A 15,315-nucleotide genomic window follows, 5' to 3' on the forward strand; every position below is an offset into this window, starting at 1 on the left:
TCCCCATCAAGCATCACCCGGAGCCCGTTTCCATGCAGAACACCGAGGAAGTCTGGCGCCTCGTGGACAGCAAGAAGGACGAGTTCGTCGAACTCTCCGACCGCGTCTGGGGCATGCCCGAGCTGGCCTATGGCGAGCACCGTTCCGCCGCCGAGCACCTGGCCATGCTGGAAAAGGAGGGCTTTCGCGTCACCCGCGAGGTCGCCGGCATCCCCACCGCCGTGATGGGCGAGGCGGGCGAGGACGGCCCGGTGATCGCCATCCTGGGCGAGTACGACGCGCTGCCCGGTCTTTCGCAGGAAGCCGGCGTGGCCGAGCCGCGCCCGCTGCCCGGCGACGGCGTGGGCCACGGCTGCGGCCACAACCTGCTCGGCTCCGCCGCCATGCTGGCCGCCACCGCGGTCAAGGACTGGATGGCCGCCAACGGGGTGAAGGGCCGCGTGCGCTACTACGGCTGCCCGGCCGAGGAAGGCGGCGCCGCCAAGGGCTTCATGGTGCGCGAGGGCGCCTTCAAGGACGTCGACATCGCCATCTCCTGGCACCCGGCCTCGCTGGCCGGCGTGAACGAGGCGGTGAGCCTGGCCAATACCCGCATCGACTTCACCTTCGTGGGCCGCGCGTCGCATGCTGCGGCCGCCCCCGACCTCGGCCGTTCCGCGCTGGACGCGGTGGAGCTGATGAATGTCGGCGTGAACTATATGCGCGAGCACATGCCCGACGGCGCCCGCGTCCACTACGCCTACCTCGACGCCGGCGGCATCGCGCCCAACGTCGTGCAGGCCCGGGCCAAGGTGCGCTACCTGATCCGCGCCGCCGACCTGGCGGGTCTGAACGCGCTGGTGGCGCGCGTGCGCAAGATCGCCGACGGCGCCGCGCTGATGACGGAAACCAGCGTGTCCACCCAGGTCATCAGCGCCGTGTCCAACCTGATGCCCAACGCGCCGCTGGAACGCGTGATGCACGACAACTTCGAGCGCCTCGGCCCGCCGGAATTCGACGACGCTGACCGCCAGTTCGCCGAGGCCATCCGCGCCACCCTGTCGGAGGAGGACATCGCCGCCGCCTTCAAGCGCGCCGGCGTGCCCGTGAAGAAGGACATCCCGCTGGCCGACTTCATCGTGCCGCTGGAAGCCAAGGGCGATGGCGGCAACGGTTCCACCGATGTGGGCGACGTGTCCTGGGTGGTGCCGACGGTGCAGGCGCGCGGCGCCACCTGCGCCGTGGGCACGCCCTTCCACACCTGGCAGCTGACGGCGCAGGGCAAGAGCCCGCTGGCGCACAAGGGCATGGTGCACGTGGCCAAGGTGATGGCCGGCACCGCCGTGGACGCGCTGCGCGACCCCGCGGTGATCGACCGCGCCAAGGCGGACCTCGCCGCCCGCACGGCGGAGACGCCCTATCGCTCCCCGCTGCCGGCCGACATCCAGCCGCCGATCGCGGCGATGAGCCGAGGCGTCTGACCACCGGGGCCGCCTAAGGTCGGGTTTCTGTTCCGGCTCGACGGAGGCAGCAGGCCGGGGGGAAGTATCCCCCCGGACCCCCTTCTATTTTCGTGAGTCTTTCCGGTGCGCCCGTGGCCGCAGTGCCCCTTTTACTCCCGAAAGAAGGAGGGGGTCCGGGGGAGTTCACTCCCCCGGCCTTTCCCGGGCCACCACATCGCCGCGCCGGCATCAGTTCCGGGCGATCAGCACCACGCCGCCGATCATCAGCACCGCGCCCGCCACGCGCCACAGGTTGGCGGGATGCACTTCGAACCCCACCAGCCCGAAATGGTCCATGGCCAGGGAGGCCAGCACCGCCGCGGTCAGCGTCACGGCGGTGAAGGGCCCCGCCCCCATGCGGCCGGCCAGGGTCAGCGTGGCCAGCACGTAGACCGCCCCGATCACCCCGCCCGTCCAGGCCCACCACGGCGCCTGCGCCGCCTTGCCGCCCAGCCCGGCAAAGGACAGGCCCAGGAAGGGGCTCATCAGCAGCAGCCCCAGGATGCCGCCGCCATACACCGCCATCCCGGCGAGCACCGGCTGTTCCAGCGCCTTGTTGAGCGTGGTGTTGGTGCCGGACTGCACGGTGTTGAGCACCCCGGCCAGGAAGGCGAAGGGCCACAGGAGCCAAGCGGACATCGGTTCTCATCCTCGGGGGCGAAACAGGCCGGGACATGGCCCGGCAATGGGACCTGGATGCCGGAACGGCAGGGCAGGGGGCAGGGCGCCCCGCCAGCAGCTTGGCCGCGGCGAGAGTGGCGCAAGCCACCCGCCGATCACGCCTGGAGCAGCCATCCCGATGTCCCCCCGCGCCCGTGCGGAATGCCCGCCCCATCCCCGCTCCCGGCCGCAGGCCCGGCGGGACCCGCCTTGCCGTTCTCCCGCCCGCGGGTCAGGCTCCGCCGCGCATGACCGCCCCCGCCTATCTCGATCCCCGTTCCGGCCAGACCTGGCCCCTCGACCAGCCGCGCTGGTCTGGCGACGCCGGCCAGCCGCTGTTGCTGACCGACCTGCCCGGCCTGTCGCGCGACGAGATCGCCACCGGCGAGCGCTCCATCTGGCGCTACGCCGCAGCCCTGCCCTTTCGCCCCACCTCGCCGATCACCCTGGGCGAGGGCCGCACGCCGCTGCTGGAACGCGCCATCCCCGGCGGCACCGCCCTGCTGAAATGCGAGTGGTTCATGCCCACCGCGTCCTTCAAGGACCGCGGCGCCTCCGTGATGCTGTCGCTGCTGCGGCATGGCGGGGTGCAGCGGGTGCTGGAAGACTCCTCCGGCAATGGCGGCGCAGCCATCGCCACCTATGCCGCGGCCGGCGGGATGCGGGCCAAGATCCTGGTGCCCGCCGCGACCTCCCCGGCCAAGACGGTGCAGGCGCGCGCCACGGGGGCGGAGATCGAACTGGTGCCCGGCACCCGCCAGGACTGCGCCGATGAAGCCCTGCGCCAGGGGCGGGAAGCCGCGGAGGGCCTGTTCTACGCCAGCCACAACTGGCACCCCTTCTTCCTGCACGGCACCAAGACCCTGGCCTTTGAGCTGTGGGAGGATCTGGGCTTTCGCGCCCCCGACAACGTGGTGATCCCCTGCGGTGCCGGCTCCAACGTGCTGGGCTGCTGGATCGGCTTTTCCGAACTGCTGCGCGCCGGACAGATCGCGCGCCTGCCGCGCCTCTTCGCCGCCCAGCCCGCCCATTGCGGCCCCATCGCCCGCGCCGCCCTGGGCGCCCCCGCCGCCGAGCCGCGCCCCACCATCGCCGAGGGCACCGCCATCGCCCAGCCGATCCGCCAGCCCGAGGTCCTGCAGGCCCTGCGCGCCACCGGCGGCGGCGCCGTGCTGCTGGAAGAGGCGGAGATCGCCGCGGCCACCCGCGACCTCGCCGCCCGCGGCTTCTACGTGGAACCCACCTGCGCCCAGGCGGCGGCGGCCTTCGGCCAGCTGCGCGCGGCCGGCACGGTCGGCGCCGCCGAGAGTACGGTGGTGCTGCTCACCGGCACCGGGCTCAAGGCCACGCCGGCCATCGCCGAGCTGTGTGGCGTGGCGCTGTAGCGGGCCCACCCGGGCGCGGCACCCGCGAGGGTCCCGTCCGCGCGTGCAACGGGTGACGCTGACGTAACCATTCCTCCATCTCGACTCAGCCTGCGCTCCCGTATCGCGCCCCCGGCGCAGGCCGCTCCGGTCCTGCCGGAGGAGAACCGCGTCATCATGGCGAAGCGTTGGCTGTCGCTGCTCTACGTCCAGGTGCTGATCGCCATCGTGCTCGGCGTCATCCTGGGCGCCTTCTGGCCCGAAACGGGCGCGGCGATGCGGCCGCTCGGCGACGGCTTCGTGAAGCTCATCAAGGTGGTGATCGCGCCGGTGGTGTTCTTCACCGTGGTGCACGGCATCGCCTCGGTCAGCGACGCCCGCAGCGTCGGCCGCGTCGGCGTCAAGGCGCTGGTGTATTTCGAGGTGGTTTCCACCTTCGCCCTGGTGATCGGGCTGCTGGTGGCCAAGGTGCTCGGCACCGGGCGCGGCTTCAACATCGACGCTTCCACGCTGGACGCCAGCGCCATCCAGGGCTTCACCCAGCGCGCCGCGCAGGACAGCGTTTCCGCCCACCTGCAGAACATCATCCCCGACACCTTCGTGGGCGCCTTCAGCAATGGCGACCTGCTGCAGGTGCTGTTCCTGGCCGTCATCACCGGCTTCGCAATCAACGCCCTGCCGGAACGGGCGCGGGAAGCAGCCTCGGGCGCGGTCGACGCGCTGGGGCGGATCTTCTTCGGCATCGTCGCCATCGTGGTGAAGGCGGCGCCCGTGGGGGCCTTCGGCGCCATGGCCTTCACCATCGGCGCCTACGGCGTGCGCTCCCTGCTGCAGCTCGGTGAGCTGGTGGCGACCTTCTACCTGACCTCGGCGCTGTTCGTGCTGGTAGTGCTGGGGGCCATCGCCTGGTTCTGCGGCTTCTCCATCCTGCGCTTCGTGGCCTATATCCGCGAGGAACTGCTGATCGTGCTGGGCACCTCGTCGAGCGAGAGCGTGCTGCCGCAGATCATGCGCAAGATGGAAGGCCTGGGCTGCTCGCCCAAGGTGGTCGGCATCACCGTGCCGCTGGGCTATTCCTTCAACCTGGACGGCACCAACATCTACATGACGCTGTCCACCATGTTCCTGGCCTATGCCACCAACACGCCCCTGACGCTGGGCCAGGAGCTGACCATCCTGCTGGTGGCGATGCTGACCTCCAAGGGCGCCTCCGGTGTCACCGGAGCGGGCTTCATCACCCTGGCCGCCACTCTGTCGGTGATCCCCGATATCCCCATCACCGCCCTGGCGGTGCTGATCGGCATCGACAAGTTCATGAGCGAGGTGCGCGCCCTCACCAACCTCGTCGGCAACGGCGTCGCCTGCGTCGCGGTCAGTCGCTGGGAAGGCGAACTCGACCCGGCCCGCCTGCATGCCGCTCTGCACGGCCTGCCGGTGGCCGGCGTCGGCGCCAGCGGCCCGGTGGCCGCGCTGCCGGACGAGGCCGCGGCACGGGCCCGTCCGGCGGAGTAGCGTCCCGCGGGTCGCGGGAACGCGATGGACCTGAGAAAGGCACCGTCCGGGCCATCATCGTTGCCCGGACCCGGCCTGGTCGGGAGGTCGCCACGGGCCGGTGGCCCCATGTCGGCGCTCCATGCCAGATACTGGCCTTCCCGGAGGGTGGCCTAAGTGTCTGCCGGGTAAGCCGTGATGAACTTCGGGCGGGGATCGTCGGCGTCTATCTGCCAGATCGTCCGAATGCAGCGATTTTTCCCGTTCGGCGTCCTGAGGCTGCACCGCACCTCGTATCGACGCCCCCACTTGTCGCGCCGTGGCTCACCGGTGACCAGGTGGTCCATCGGGTGTTGCATGATCGCGTCCCGGAGCAGCTGCCATTCGGCCAGCGAGAATCCCTGCCCGGCGAAGTACGAGCACTTGCTGCGCCCGTCCTTGCTGTTCGGGTCGAGCAGGTAGTGGGTTATCTTCCTGTCGGCAATCTGGTGCGCTGAGCAGTTCGGAAGCTGCACCACCCGCTCAGGCCCGGGTCAGCTTCGAAGCCTCGATGTTTTCCAGGGCCGGGAAGGGTTCCGTGAATTCCACGGTGTAGGCTGCGCCGCGTTGCAACACCGACAGCACCGTACCGCTGGCACCAATCGGCATGATCTGGCTGTTCTCGGTCCTGATCGCGGCCGTCAGTTTGACCCGCGTGAGCTCGTCATACCGCCTGGCGGGGGTTCCGTCCTGCGCGGCATGACTTCCGGCACCGGCCATCTGCGGCCTCCCTCGCTGCCGGCGAAACGATAGGGTGCACGCCGCGAGCCTTCAAGCGAAGCCCAGGAATCCCACCACGGTTCGGCTCCAGGGACCGGCATCCTTGCTCTTGTCCGGAGCGGAAAGGCCGGAAGCTCCTCGCAGCTTCCGAACAGCCCAACTCCTACTCCGCCGCCACCGGCCCCGGCGCCGACCGCGCTTCGCTGCGGCCCGCACCGGCGCAGAGCAGCGACAGGCCGAGCAGCACCACCACCAGCGGCAGGGCCAGGAAGGCGTAGCCGGCGTCCAGCAGCCAGCCGAAGGGCACGGGCACCAGCGCCTGCCCCAGCGGCAGGGCCGAGGACACGAAGCCGAACACTTTGCCGATCTGCCCCGGCGGCGCGGCGTCCTTGACCATCACGTCGCGCGGGGTACGGGCGGCGCCCAGGGCCACGCCGCCCAGCAGCGCCACGGCGGGCACCAGCAGGTCCGGCAGCCGCACCAGCCCGAGCAGCAGGAACAGCACCATCCCCGCCCCGGTCAGCCCGAACACGAAGGCCATGTGCTGCTTGTAGCGGTCGGCATACCAGCCGCCGATCAGCACCCCCAGCGTCATGCCCACCATGTAGCCGGTCAGGGCGAAGGACCCGATCTGCACCGGCACGCCCCACTGCTTGTCCAGCAGCGGGATCAGGAAGGCCTGCAAGCCGGAAGTCGCCATGGTGGTCAGCAGAAAGAAGGCGAAGAACAGCAGCATCGGGCGCGACAGCAGCATCGGCCCCGCCGTGCCCTTCGCCTCGCGCGGCTTGGCCTGGTCCACCAGGAAGCGCGACTGCCACAGGATGGCGGCCACCACGGGCAGGCCCAGCAGCCCCACCGCCAGCAGCGCCCCGCGCCAGCCCACCGACAGCGCCAGCACCGCCACCAGCGGCGGCGCCACCGCGAAGCCGAGATTGCCGGTCAGCGTGTGCATGGCGAAGGCACGGCCCATGCGCGCCTTGTTCACGCTGCCGGCCAGGATGGAATAATCCGCCGGGTGGTAGACGCTGTTGCCCACGCCCGACAGCGCCGCCAGCGCCAGGATCACCCAGTAGCTCGGCGCCGCGGCCATGGCCGCGATCGACAGCATCATCAGCAGCGACCCGCCCACCAGGAAGGACCGCGCGCCGTAGCGGTCCACCAGGAAGCCCGCCGGCGTTTGCAGCACCGCCGTCACGCCGCTCATCAGTGCCAACGACAGACCCAGCGCCGCGAAGGACACGCCGAATTCCGCGTGCCAGGCCGGAAACAGCGGCACCAGGCACAGCATGTAGAAATGCGAGAAGAAATGCGCCGTGCCGATCAGCCCGATCGTGCGCCAGTCGCGCGAGGGCGCTTCCTCCGGCGCCGCCGGCCCACCCGGAGGGCCGGCAAGCGACGGGCCGACGAGGGGTGAGGCAACGGGGGAAGCAGCGGGCGCGAAGCTGGACATGGCGCCGGCAAGCTGCGCCCGGTGCCCTGCAGGGTCAACGCGTTACAGCCATGCGGCTCACACCGGCATCAGCCTCGCGTCGCGTCAGGAAAGCGGTGCCGCGGCGAGGGCGAGGAGGCCAGCCCAAGCGACCCTGCAACGGGGAGGGCTGGCCGGCAACAATGCCTGGAAAGCGCCGAAGGGCGCCCTGGCCCCGACACCCGATGCGCGCCCGCATGGGCCGGCGCGCCCATTGGCGCCGTCATGCCGCACCGGGCCGCATGCAGCCCGGTGCAGCTCAGCGGTCAGACCTCGTCGTCGAAGCCGCCGTCGTCGAAGCCCGCCGCGTCATCCCCGTTGTCGTAGCCGGCCGCCTGGGCATCGTCCTGGCCCCAGCCGGCATCCTGCGCCGCGGAACTGTCCGCCACCGGCACCGCGTCCTGCCCGCCCGCACCGGTCGGGTCGGTCCAGGGGGAGGAGGCCGGCGTCGCCACCTGCTCCTGCCCGAAGGCGCCGGCACCGGTCGCGGCATCCGCCACCGGGCTGGCCGCCGCCGCGGCAGCCGCGCCGCCGCCCGAGAACATGCCCATCAGCGCGTTGCCCAGCACCATGCCGCCGGCGACACCCGCCGCCGTGGTCAGCGCCGTACCCAGGAAGCCCGACCCGCCGCGACCCTGCGCGAACTGCTGCTGCGCCATGCCGCCCGGCGGCTGCATCGGCTCCGGCCGCGGGGTGAGGGGGACGTTGTTGGGCCGCGACCCGCCGCCGAACATGCCGCCGAACAAACCGCCGCGCTGCGGCGCCTGGTTGGCCTCCGCCTGGCGCTGGGTGTTTTTCAGCTGCCATTCCAGTTCCTGGATGCGGTTCTGCGCCTGCACCATCGCCGCTTCCTGCACGAAGGCGGTCTGCGTCAGGCGGTAGCGCGCCTCGGGGTAGCGGGTGAACAGCTCGCCGATCAGCCGATCCGCTTCCGGGTCCACCGGCGGCAGGGCAGGCGCGGCCTGGGTGTTGGGAACGCTGCCGCCCCAGGGGCTGGATGAACGCGCCGGCGGGGCGGCCTGCGCCCCGGACACCCGCGTCACGAAGTCCGTGATGATGCGGCGTTCTTCCTCGGTCATCGTGCTCGATCTCTCCGCCTGCCGCCGCGACGCGAAGGCGCGCGAATGCTAGGGATGGCGGAGTTGGCCCAGTTCTCCGCCGCTTTCAATGCGATTCTAACAACCTGTTAATCTTTGTAGCGGGAAGCCGCGGCCGTGACGGGGCTAGGCCACTGCCGGCACCGGTACGGCGGGGCGCAGGCGCTCGGCCAGCGCGATCTCCCGCAGGCAGGCCGTCGTGGCCGGCGCGGCGAAGGGCGGGGCGGTCAGCCCGACCGGCCTCCCCGGCGCGGTTTCCGCCACCAGCCGCTGCAGGGCGGCGCGGTCGTCCACGTCGTACCAGGGCGGCAGCTCCGCCAGTTCCAGCCCCAGTTCCGCGACCCGCTCCCGGGTTTCCTCCGCCACGCGTTCGGTGCTCCAGGACACGCGCTCGAACAAGGTCGGGTGCGGCGCCGTCATGCCGAGGAGGTAGTAGCCGCCATCCTCCGCCGCCCCCAGCACCGCCCGCCCTTCCGCCCTGGGCAGCAGCAGCAGCTCGGCGGCCCGGCGCAGATGCGCGGTGGGCAGGGTGGGGCTGTCGGCGTTGAGCAGGCACACCGCGCTGTAGCCCTGCGCGAACAGGGCGCGCGCGGCATGCAGAAGGCAGCGGCCGAAGCCCTGCACGCCGGGCGGCATCTCGCCGGTGCCGTCGGCCAGCACCAGCCGCGTGCCCTCGGCCAGCAAGCCGTCGAACAGGCTTTCCAGCCCCAGCGGCGCATAGGCGACGAAGCCGTGCAGCGGCGCCGCTTCCGCCGCCAGCCGCAGGTTGCCGGTGATGTCGCGCAGAAAGGCGGCGCTCATCGCCATGGCCTCTTCCGGCAGCAGGGGCGGGCACATCCGCGTCTTCACCTTGCCCGCCCGCGGCGCCTTGGCCATCACCGCCACGGCGCAGAGCCCGTTGCCGCCGCGGCTCATGGCACCTCACCCCCGGCAGGAGGCGGCGTGGCAGGCAGGCAGTGTCTGGTCACAGGCATCGCCCATCCCCGGGGGTCCGCTTCCAATCTGCGGCGCGGGCAGGGGCAGGAGCCAGCAGAAAGCGGCACAAGGACGCGTGAGCGGAGTGACATCTTCGCCATCGTGCCGGTCCGGCAGCATCGGCATCGCCCCGAACTCGCCCGAGGGAGGAAGTTCTTTCGCCGGCGCTCGGGCCTACAAGGCGCCGCAAGCTGCCCGGCAGCCCGGGCAAGACAGCGGGCCGATACTGCCCTGCTGCGTGGCAGGCAGCTTCCCGGTCCGGGGAAGGCCCCGTCCCAGCGGCGCGGGCGCAGCCCGGCTTCCGTCAGCTCCAGCGAGAGGGCCCATCGCCCCTGTCCCAGGCGGCCAGAACCCGCCAGCAGAGCAGCGCCCGGCGGAGCCGGTGCGTCAAACCGCCTCCCCGCGGGCGGCACGCCTGGCCCGGTGCTCCGCCGCCACCCGCAGCACCAGCTGCGCCGCGGCCTCCGCCCCGCCGCCCACCGTGACCGCCGCCCGCGCCCGCGCCGCCATCGCCGCCGCCTCGGTCCGGTCGTCCAGCACGGCGGCAAAGGCGCGGGCCAGGGCTTCCGGCGTGGTGTCGTCGGGCTCCACGCTGTGTGCCCCGCGGTGCCGGGCCAGGGCGCGCGCCAGGTTCAGGGTTTCCGCGATCGGCCCGGGGATCAGCACCATCGGCGTGCCGAGGGAGGCGCCCTCGTGCATGGTGCTGCTGCCCTCGGCCAGCAGGATGTCGGCGGCGCGCATCCGCGCCAGCGCCTCGGCCTGGGGCGCCAAACCGTGCACCACCACCCAATCCGGCAGCGTATCGGGGACGCCGGCGATGCCGCGCAACTCGCCGGGGTTCTTCACCGCCATCAGGTGCAGCTGCAGCTCGGGATGCGCGCCGCGGCGCAGCGCCGCCACGCCCTCGATCGCCGCATGGAGGGCGCGGTGGCCGAAGATCAGCCCGAAGGGAAAGCCGCGCGGGGCATAGGCGACGAAGGGGGCGGTGATGCCCAGGGCGGCGCGCGCCGCCTCGCGCTCCGGCACCTCGCCCATGTCCAGGAAGGGGCCGGTCACGGCCAACTTGTCGGCCACCAGGTCCAACTCCGCCGGCCGTTCCACCAGCGGGGCATAGGCCCAGATCACCGCGTCGGTCTGTTCCAGGCAGGGCCAGTCGTCGAACAGCTCGTCGCCCACCGGGTACATCGGCACCGACACCCAGGCGGCGCGCGGCAGGCAGGCGCGCAGCGGCACCAGGTAGCGCATGGAATCGTCCACGATCACGTCGGCATCGTCCAGGCATGCCTGGGCCACGGCGTCGCGGTTGTCGCGGGTGCGGGCAGGCAGCAGCCGCGGCCGGTAGCCCATCTGCATCACCGCGGCGATGTTGAAGGGCCGCAGCCGGCCGGCATCCAGCACGTATTCCACGGACACCCCTGGATCGAGCCGCCGCAGCGCCCGCGCCAGCACCCCCGTGCGCGAGATATGCCCGACGCCCCCCGAAACGGAGGGGATCATGATGACCTTCACCGCGCACCCCGCCCGACCGCCGCGGCCGCCCCGTCCACCGGTTCCCGCCGGGTTCCCGCGCCGCGCCTCACGCCGCCCCCGCGCCGTCGCCGATCCGGGCCGGCAGGCCCAGCCGGCCCCACTCGATGGCGGGGCAGCGGTCCATCACGCAGGTGATCCCCGCCGCCCGGGCGCGTTCCGCCGCCGCGGCATCCACCACGCCCAGCTGCAGCCACACCGCCCCGGCGCCCAGCGCCACCGCCTCGTCCACCACGGCGCCCGCGTCCTCGGACCGGCGGAACACGTCCACCAGGTCCAGCGGCGCCGCCTGGTCCAGCCCGGCCAGAGAGGCGACCCCGTGCACCGCCCGCCCGCCCAGGGCGGGGTTCACCGGCACGGCGTCGTAGCCGCGGTCCAGCAGGAAGCGGAACACCCCGAAGCTCGGCCGCCCCGGCTTGTCCGAGGCCCCCACCACCGCGATCCGCCGCGTGCGCAGCAGCAGCTCCCGCACCATCGCATCCGAGAGACCATCCACCGCCATCATTCCCACCCCTTCTAGCCACGGCGCCCGGCGCCTGTATGAACACAGGAACATGCGACACGCGACCCGGTTGTTTCCCCGCCTCGCCCCGGCGGCCGCCCTGCTCGGCGGCACGCTGCTCACGCTGCTGGTGTGGTGGTGGCCCAACCGCGCCCAGCTGGCCGGCCTGCCCATGCCGGCGGACCGGCTGAACAGCGTTTCCTTCGCCCCCTTCCGGGCCGGGCAGAGCCCGCTGCGCAACATCTTCCCCTCCGCCGCCGAGGTCGAGGAGGATCTCCGCCTCATCGCCCCTGGGGTGCGCGGCATCCGCACCTATGCCAGCATCGAGGGCGACTACGAGGTCGCCGCCCTGGCGCAGCGCCACGGCCTGCGGGTGTGGAAGGGCGCCTGGCTGGGCCGCGACCTCCGGCAGAACGACCGCGAGCTGGAAAAGCTGGTCGAAACCGCCAACCGCTTCCCCGACACGATCGAGCGGGTGGTGGTGGGCAACGAGGTGCTGCTGCGCCGCGACCTGCCCCCCGCGGCGCTGGCCGCCTACCTCGACCGCGTGAAGGCGCAGGTGCGCCAGCCCGTGACCTACGCCGATGTCTGGGAATTCTGGGTGCAGTTCCCGGAGATGGCCGACCACGTGGACATCGTCACCATCCATATCCTGCCCTACTGGGAAGACGAGCCCCTGGCCGTCGGCCCGGCCATCGACCACGTGCGCGACATCTTCCGCCGCATGCGGGCGCTGTTTCCCAACAAGCCGATCGCCATCGGCGAGGTCGGCTGGCCCTCGCATGGCCGCTGGCGGGAAGCGGCGGTGCCCTCCGTGGTCGATCAGGCGCGCTTCCTGCGGGAGTTCGCCGCGCTGAGCGTGGCGGAAGGCTTCGACTACAACGTGATCGAGGCCTTCGACCAGGTTTGGAAGTACAAGAACGAGGGCACGGTGGGCGCCGCCTGGGGGCTGTGGACCGCCGACCGCACCCCGAAATTCGCCCTCAGCGGCCCGGTGCGGGAGAATGCCGACTGGGGCTGGTACGCCGGCGCCGCGGCGATCCTGGGCGCGGCCCTCTTCGCCGCGACGGCCCGCGTCTTTCCCGCAGCCGCCGGCTGGCCCCTGGCGATCCTGGCGATGGCGCTGGGCAATGCCCTGGCCTTCGCCTGGTGCGGCGGCGTGCCCTATGCCTTCGACGAGCACCTGCTGGTGTCGGTGGCGGTCAACCTGCTGGGGCAGGCGGCGCTGGCCGCGCTGCTGCTGCGCCGCGCCGGCCGCCGCCTGTCCGGCCTGCCCGCCGAACCCGACCGCAACGGCGCCCAGGCCACCGCCACGGTGCGCGCCGCGCTGCGCTTGCGGCTGCACTGGCGGGACTGGCGCGGCTTCGCGCTGGACGACCTGGGCTTCCTGTTCCTGTGGACCGCGGCGGTGCTGCAACTGCTGCTGCTGTTCGACCCGCGCTACCGCGACTTCCCCTTCGCCACCTTTGCCGTGCCCCTGGTGGCGGTGCTGGCCCGCGCCGCCCTGCGCGACCTGCCGCGGCGCGGCGGCGGCTGGGCCGAGCTCTGGGCCGGCGGCACCCTGTTCCTGGCCGCGGTGGTCAGCGCGGTGCTGGAAGGCGCGCACAACTGGCAGGCCCTGGGCTGGACGGCCTGCGCCCTGGGCCTCGCCGCGCCCGCCCTGCTGCGCCTGCGGCGCGTCGGCACCGCGCGGGCCGGGGCGGTCCGCTAGGGCGCAGCGGCGCCCTCCGCTTCCTCCAGCAGCGCGGCCAGGGTGGCCAGCGTTCCGGCCGCGGCGATGCCGCGGCGGAACCGCAGGAACTCCGCCTCGAAGCGGGGAAAGCGATCCAGCCGCCAGTCCGCGAAGGCCGAAAGGCGCAGCGGCGCGGCCGGGTCGGGGTCGCGCAGCAGGGCGCGGTCGGCCTCCGTCAGCCGCGGCTCCTCCGGCACGAAGCGGCCGCCGCGGTCGTCCACGCCGCCGAGGTGCCGGGCGAAACACGCCAGCAGGAAGGCGAGGCGCCGGATGTCCCGGCCACCCTCCAGGCCGGCGCGCAGCGTGTCACCCAGGAAGAGCGGGAGCTTGGACAGGCCGTCGAAGGCGATGCGCGACAGCTGGTCGCCGATGGCCGGGTTGGAGAAGCGCCGCAGCACCTGCTGCCCGTAGCGGCGGGGATCGAGCCCGGGCGGCAGCGCCAGGGTCGGCAGGACGTCGCGTTCCAGGAAGGCGTCCAGCAGCGCCCGGATCCGCGGCTCGCCCACCGCGGCGTCCACCGTGGCCAGGCCGGCGAGCCGCCCGGGATAGGCCAGCATGCTATGCGCGGCGTTGAGCAGGCGCAGCTTCATCACCTCGTGCGCGGACACGTCGGCGGTGAATTCCACCCCCACGGCGTCCAGCGGCGGGCGGCCGGCGCGGAAGTCGTCCTCCAGCACCCATTGCAGGAAATCCTCGCAGAACACCGGCAGCGCGTCGACCACGCCGCTCTGCCGGTTCAACTCTGCCGCCCGGTCCGGCGGCACGGCCGGGGTGACGCGGTCCACCATGCTGTTGGGGAAGCCGACCTCCGCCGCGATCCAGGCCGCCAGTTCCGGATCGCGCGCGCGGGCAAGGCGCAGCACCGCCGCCCGCGCCGCCTGGCCGTTGCTTCGGAGGTTGTCGCAGGACAGCACGGTGAAGGGCGCGATCCCCGCCTGCCGCCGCCGCGCCAGGGCTTCCACGAGGAAGCCGAAAGCCCCGCGCGGCCGATCCGGATGGGGCATTTCCAGCGCGCCGCGGCTGCCGGTCGCGGCCTCCGACGCGTAGCCGCCCTCGGTGATCGTCATGGACACCACGCGGATCGCCGGATCGGCCAGCCGGCGCAGCGCGGCCCGCGGATCGTCCGGCGCGAAAACGTAGTCCACCACCGAGCCGATCACCCGCCGGGAGGGGCTCCCCGCCGGCGGGCATTCCGTCAGGGTATAGAGACCGTCCTGTTCGGCCAGCGCGGCCGCCTTGCGGCGCTCCGCCGCGTCGTCGACCACCCCGATGCCGCAGATGCCCCAGCCCGCCTGACCCGGCAGGTGCAGCACCCGGTCCAGGAACACGGCCTGATGCGCGCGGTGGAAGTTGCCGAAGCTGAGATGCGCGATGCCGGCCGTGACGGCCACCCGGTCGTAGCGGGGCGCCGCGACGGCGGCGGGCAGGTCGCCGAGGCTGCGGGCGTTCAGCGGGATCATGGCGTGCCCTTTCTCTCTGCGGTCGGGCCGGCAGCATAGGGCCGCTCGCCGCGACGGGCAGGGAGGGACCCGGGCCGCGCAAGGCGGATGCTGGCGGGCAAGCAGCCCCACGCCCCGGATGCCCGCCGCCCCGCGCAGACCTGCCGGCGGAGGAGATCGGGACGAAGCCGCAAGGACGGCTTGAAGCCGGGGCGGGGCTGCTCTATCTCCCGCCCCTCCGCCGCCAGGCGGGTGAGACTTTCAGCGAAGTTCGCGAAGGGGTCTTGATGTCGGCGAAGCGGTATGCCAAATACCTCCTCGTCGCAGCGAAGAACTCCTTCTCCGAATGCGGTGCCGAACCAAGTAGAGCTCGGTGGCCGTACTTTGAAGCGAGAAGAAATCGAGCTGAGGCCTCTTGATCTTTGTGCCTCCGGGCACTATCTGGTGGGCTCCGCAGTGATGCGGGGCCAGTTCCCGTCGGTCCGGCGCCCAGCGCCGGGTTGGTGGGATCAGATCTCTGACAATCGCATCTGTCTTTTGGAAGCAAGTAAGCGGTTTCCGCTTCGCTGGCTCCCGCTGCCCGGAATGGGCGCGCGTGAGTGGCGGGGTTCTTCGGAAACACGCATTGCATCGAGAATGGTGAGCGGAGCTGGTTCGAACGGCATCCGTGCAGCGAAGCTTCGGCTTCGGCGCGCGCGATGAACTTGAGAGTTTGATCCTGGCTCAGAGCGAACGCTGGCGGCATGCTTAACACATGCAAGTCGCACGGGCGGTTTTCGGATCGTCAGTGGCGGACGGGTGAGTAACGCGTAGGAACATG

13 protein-coding genes and 1 rRNA gene are annotated in these 15,315 nt (G+C 72.1%); 5 read left to right on the forward strand and 9 right to left on the reverse strand.

Annotated elements, in window-relative coordinates; translation table 11 throughout:
- The first annotated feature begins 32 nt into the window (after positions 1–32).
- Entirely contained in the window at positions 33–1,460 is a 1,428-nt protein-coding gene (locus tag ACLIBK_RS16410) for a M20 family metallopeptidase (RefSeq protein ID WP_415388360.1), read from the forward strand.
- 210 nt (positions 1,461–1,670) lie between these two features.
- Here ACLIBK_RS16410 and ACLIBK_RS16415 read toward each other — a convergent pair whose 3' ends face one another.
- Positions 1,671–2,120, reverse strand: coding sequence for a DMT family transporter (locus ACLIBK_RS16415; protein ID WP_415388361.1), 450 nt, complete (start codon positions 2,118–2,120; stop codon positions 1,671–1,673).
- Positions 2,121–2,389: 269 nt separating this feature from the next.
- Between ACLIBK_RS16415 and ACLIBK_RS16420 the strand changes: the two genes are divergently transcribed.
- Positions 2,390–3,526 (forward strand): threonine synthase, encoded by a 1,137-nt coding sequence (locus ACLIBK_RS16420; RefSeq protein WP_415388362.1) that lies wholly within the window; start codon positions 2,390–2,392, stop codon positions 3,524–3,526.
- A 156-nt stretch (positions 3,527–3,682) separates the two neighbouring features.
- Positions 3,683–5,017 carry a dicarboxylate/amino acid:cation symporter gene (locus tag ACLIBK_RS16425; RefSeq protein ID WP_415388363.1) on the forward strand — a complete coding sequence of 445 codons (1,335 nt, stop codon included), beginning with the start codon at positions 3,683–3,685 and terminating at the stop codon, positions 5,015–5,017.
- A gap of 152 nt (positions 5,018–5,169) precedes the next feature.
- Here the strand turns inward: ACLIBK_RS16425 and ACLIBK_RS16430 are convergent, their stop codons facing one another.
- From ACLIBK_RS16430 to ACLIBK_RS16460, 7 genes are all read right to left on the reverse strand, one after another.
- Complete coding sequence (locus tag ACLIBK_RS16430) at positions 5,170–5,511, reverse strand: DUF6883 domain-containing protein (protein ID WP_415388364.1); 342 nt, start codon at positions 5,509–5,511, stop codon at positions 5,170–5,172.
- A 7-nt stretch (positions 5,512–5,518) separates the two neighbouring features.
- On the reverse strand, positions 5,519–5,755 hold the full coding sequence (locus ACLIBK_RS16435; protein WP_415388365.1) for a hypothetical protein: 237 nt from the start codon (positions 5,753–5,755) through the stop codon (positions 5,519–5,521).
- Positions 5,756–5,918: 163 nt separating this feature from the next.
- Positions 5,919–7,205 carry an MFS transporter gene (locus tag ACLIBK_RS16440; RefSeq protein ID WP_415388366.1) on the reverse strand — a complete coding sequence of 429 codons (1,287 nt, stop codon included), beginning with the start codon at positions 7,203–7,205 and terminating at the stop codon, positions 5,919–5,921.
- Positions 7,206–7,489: 284 nt separating this feature from the next.
- Positions 7,490–8,302 carry a DUF2076 domain-containing protein gene (locus tag ACLIBK_RS16445; protein ID WP_415388367.1) on the reverse strand — a complete coding sequence of 271 codons (813 nt, stop codon included), beginning with the start codon at positions 8,300–8,302 and terminating at the stop codon, positions 7,490–7,492.
- A 144-nt stretch (positions 8,303–8,446) separates the two neighbouring features.
- Positions 8,447–9,235: a TIGR04282 family arsenosugar biosynthesis glycosyltransferase gene (locus ACLIBK_RS16450; RefSeq protein ID WP_415388368.1), complete on the reverse strand. Its 789-nt coding sequence runs from the start codon at positions 9,233–9,235 to the stop codon at positions 8,447–8,449.
- A 447-nt stretch (positions 9,236–9,682) separates the two neighbouring features.
- Entirely contained in the window at positions 9,683–10,792 is a 1,110-nt protein-coding gene (locus ACLIBK_RS16455; RefSeq protein WP_415388369.1) for a glycosyltransferase, read from the reverse strand.
- Between the two features lie 79 nt (positions 10,793–10,871).
- The gene (locus ACLIBK_RS16460; protein ID WP_415388373.1) at positions 10,872–11,324 is read right to left on the reverse strand and encodes a CoA-binding protein; all 453 of its coding nucleotides are present in this window, start codon (positions 11,322–11,324) and stop codon (positions 10,872–10,874) included.
- A gap of 52 nt (positions 11,325–11,376) precedes the next feature.
- Here ACLIBK_RS16460 and ACLIBK_RS16465 point away from each other — a divergent pair, with 52 nt between their 5' ends.
- Positions 11,377–13,035 carry a glycoside hydrolase gene (locus tag ACLIBK_RS16465; RefSeq protein ID WP_415388370.1) on the forward strand — a complete coding sequence of 553 codons (1,659 nt, stop codon included), beginning with the start codon at positions 11,377–11,379 and terminating at the stop codon, positions 13,033–13,035.
- Here the strand turns inward: ACLIBK_RS16465 and ACLIBK_RS16470 are convergent.
- The gene (locus ACLIBK_RS16470; protein ID WP_415388371.1) at positions 13,032–14,516 is read right to left on the reverse strand and encodes a mannitol dehydrogenase family protein; all 1,485 of its coding nucleotides are present in this window, start codon (positions 14,514–14,516) and stop codon (positions 13,032–13,034) included. The two genes, ACLIBK_RS16465 and ACLIBK_RS16470, sit on opposite strands and share 4 nt — an antisense overlap.
- A 679-nt stretch (positions 14,517–15,195) precedes the next feature.
- On the opposite strand from ACLIBK_RS16470, the gene ACLIBK_RS16475 reads away from it, so the two are divergent.
- A 16S ribosomal RNA gene (locus ACLIBK_RS16475) occupies positions 15,196–15,315 on the forward strand; the annotation flags it as partial.

It is taken from the genome of Roseomonas sp. BN140053, assembly GCF_047690175.1.
Lineage (GTDB): Bacteria > Pseudomonadota > Alphaproteobacteria > Acetobacterales > Acetobacteraceae > Roseomonas.

Excerpts from the sequence above, each read along its gene's own strand:
- ACLIBK_RS16410 (WP_415388360.1), top strand. The coding sequence starts at position 33 with ATGCAGAACACCGAGGAAGTCTGGCGCCTCGTGGACAGCAAGAAGGAC.
- ACLIBK_RS16415 (WP_415388361.1), bottom strand. The coding sequence starts at position 2,120 with ATGTCCGCTTGGCTCCTGTGGCCCTTCGCCTTCCTGGCCGGGGTGCTC.
- ACLIBK_RS16420 (WP_415388362.1), top strand. The coding sequence starts at position 2,390 with ATGACCGCCCCCGCCTATCTCGATCCCCGTTCCGGCCAGACCTGGCCC.
- ACLIBK_RS16425 (WP_415388363.1), top strand. The coding sequence starts at position 3,683 with ATGGCGAAGCGTTGGCTGTCGCTGCTCTACGTCCAGGTGCTGATCGCC.
- ACLIBK_RS16435 (WP_415388365.1), bottom strand. The coding sequence starts at position 5,755 with ATGGCCGGTGCCGGAAGTCATGCCGCGCAGGACGGAACCCCCGCCAGG.
- ACLIBK_RS16440 (WP_415388366.1), bottom strand. The coding sequence starts at position 7,205 with ATGTCCAGCTTCGCGCCCGCTGCTTCCCCCGTTGCCTCACCCCTCGTC.
- ACLIBK_RS16445 (WP_415388367.1), bottom strand. The coding sequence starts at position 8,302 with ATGACCGAGGAAGAACGCCGCATCATCACGGACTTCGTGACGCGGGTG.
- ACLIBK_RS16450 (WP_415388368.1), bottom strand. The coding sequence starts at position 9,235 with ATGAGCCGCGGCGGCAACGGGCTCTGCGCCGTGGCGGTGATGGCCAAG.
- ACLIBK_RS16455 (WP_415388369.1), bottom strand. The coding sequence starts at position 10,792 with ATGATCCCCTCCGTTTCGGGGGGCGTCGGGCATATCTCGCGCACGGGG.
- ACLIBK_RS16460 (WP_415388373.1), bottom strand. The coding sequence starts at position 11,324 with ATGGCGGTGGATGGTCTCTCGGATGCGATGGTGCGGGAGCTGCTGCTG.
- ACLIBK_RS16465 (WP_415388370.1), top strand. The coding sequence starts at position 11,377 with ATGCGACACGCGACCCGGTTGTTTCCCCGCCTCGCCCCGGCGGCCGCC.
- ACLIBK_RS16470 (WP_415388371.1), bottom strand. The coding sequence starts at position 14,516 with ATGATCCCGCTGAACGCCCGCAGCCTCGGCGACCTGCCCGCCGCCGTC.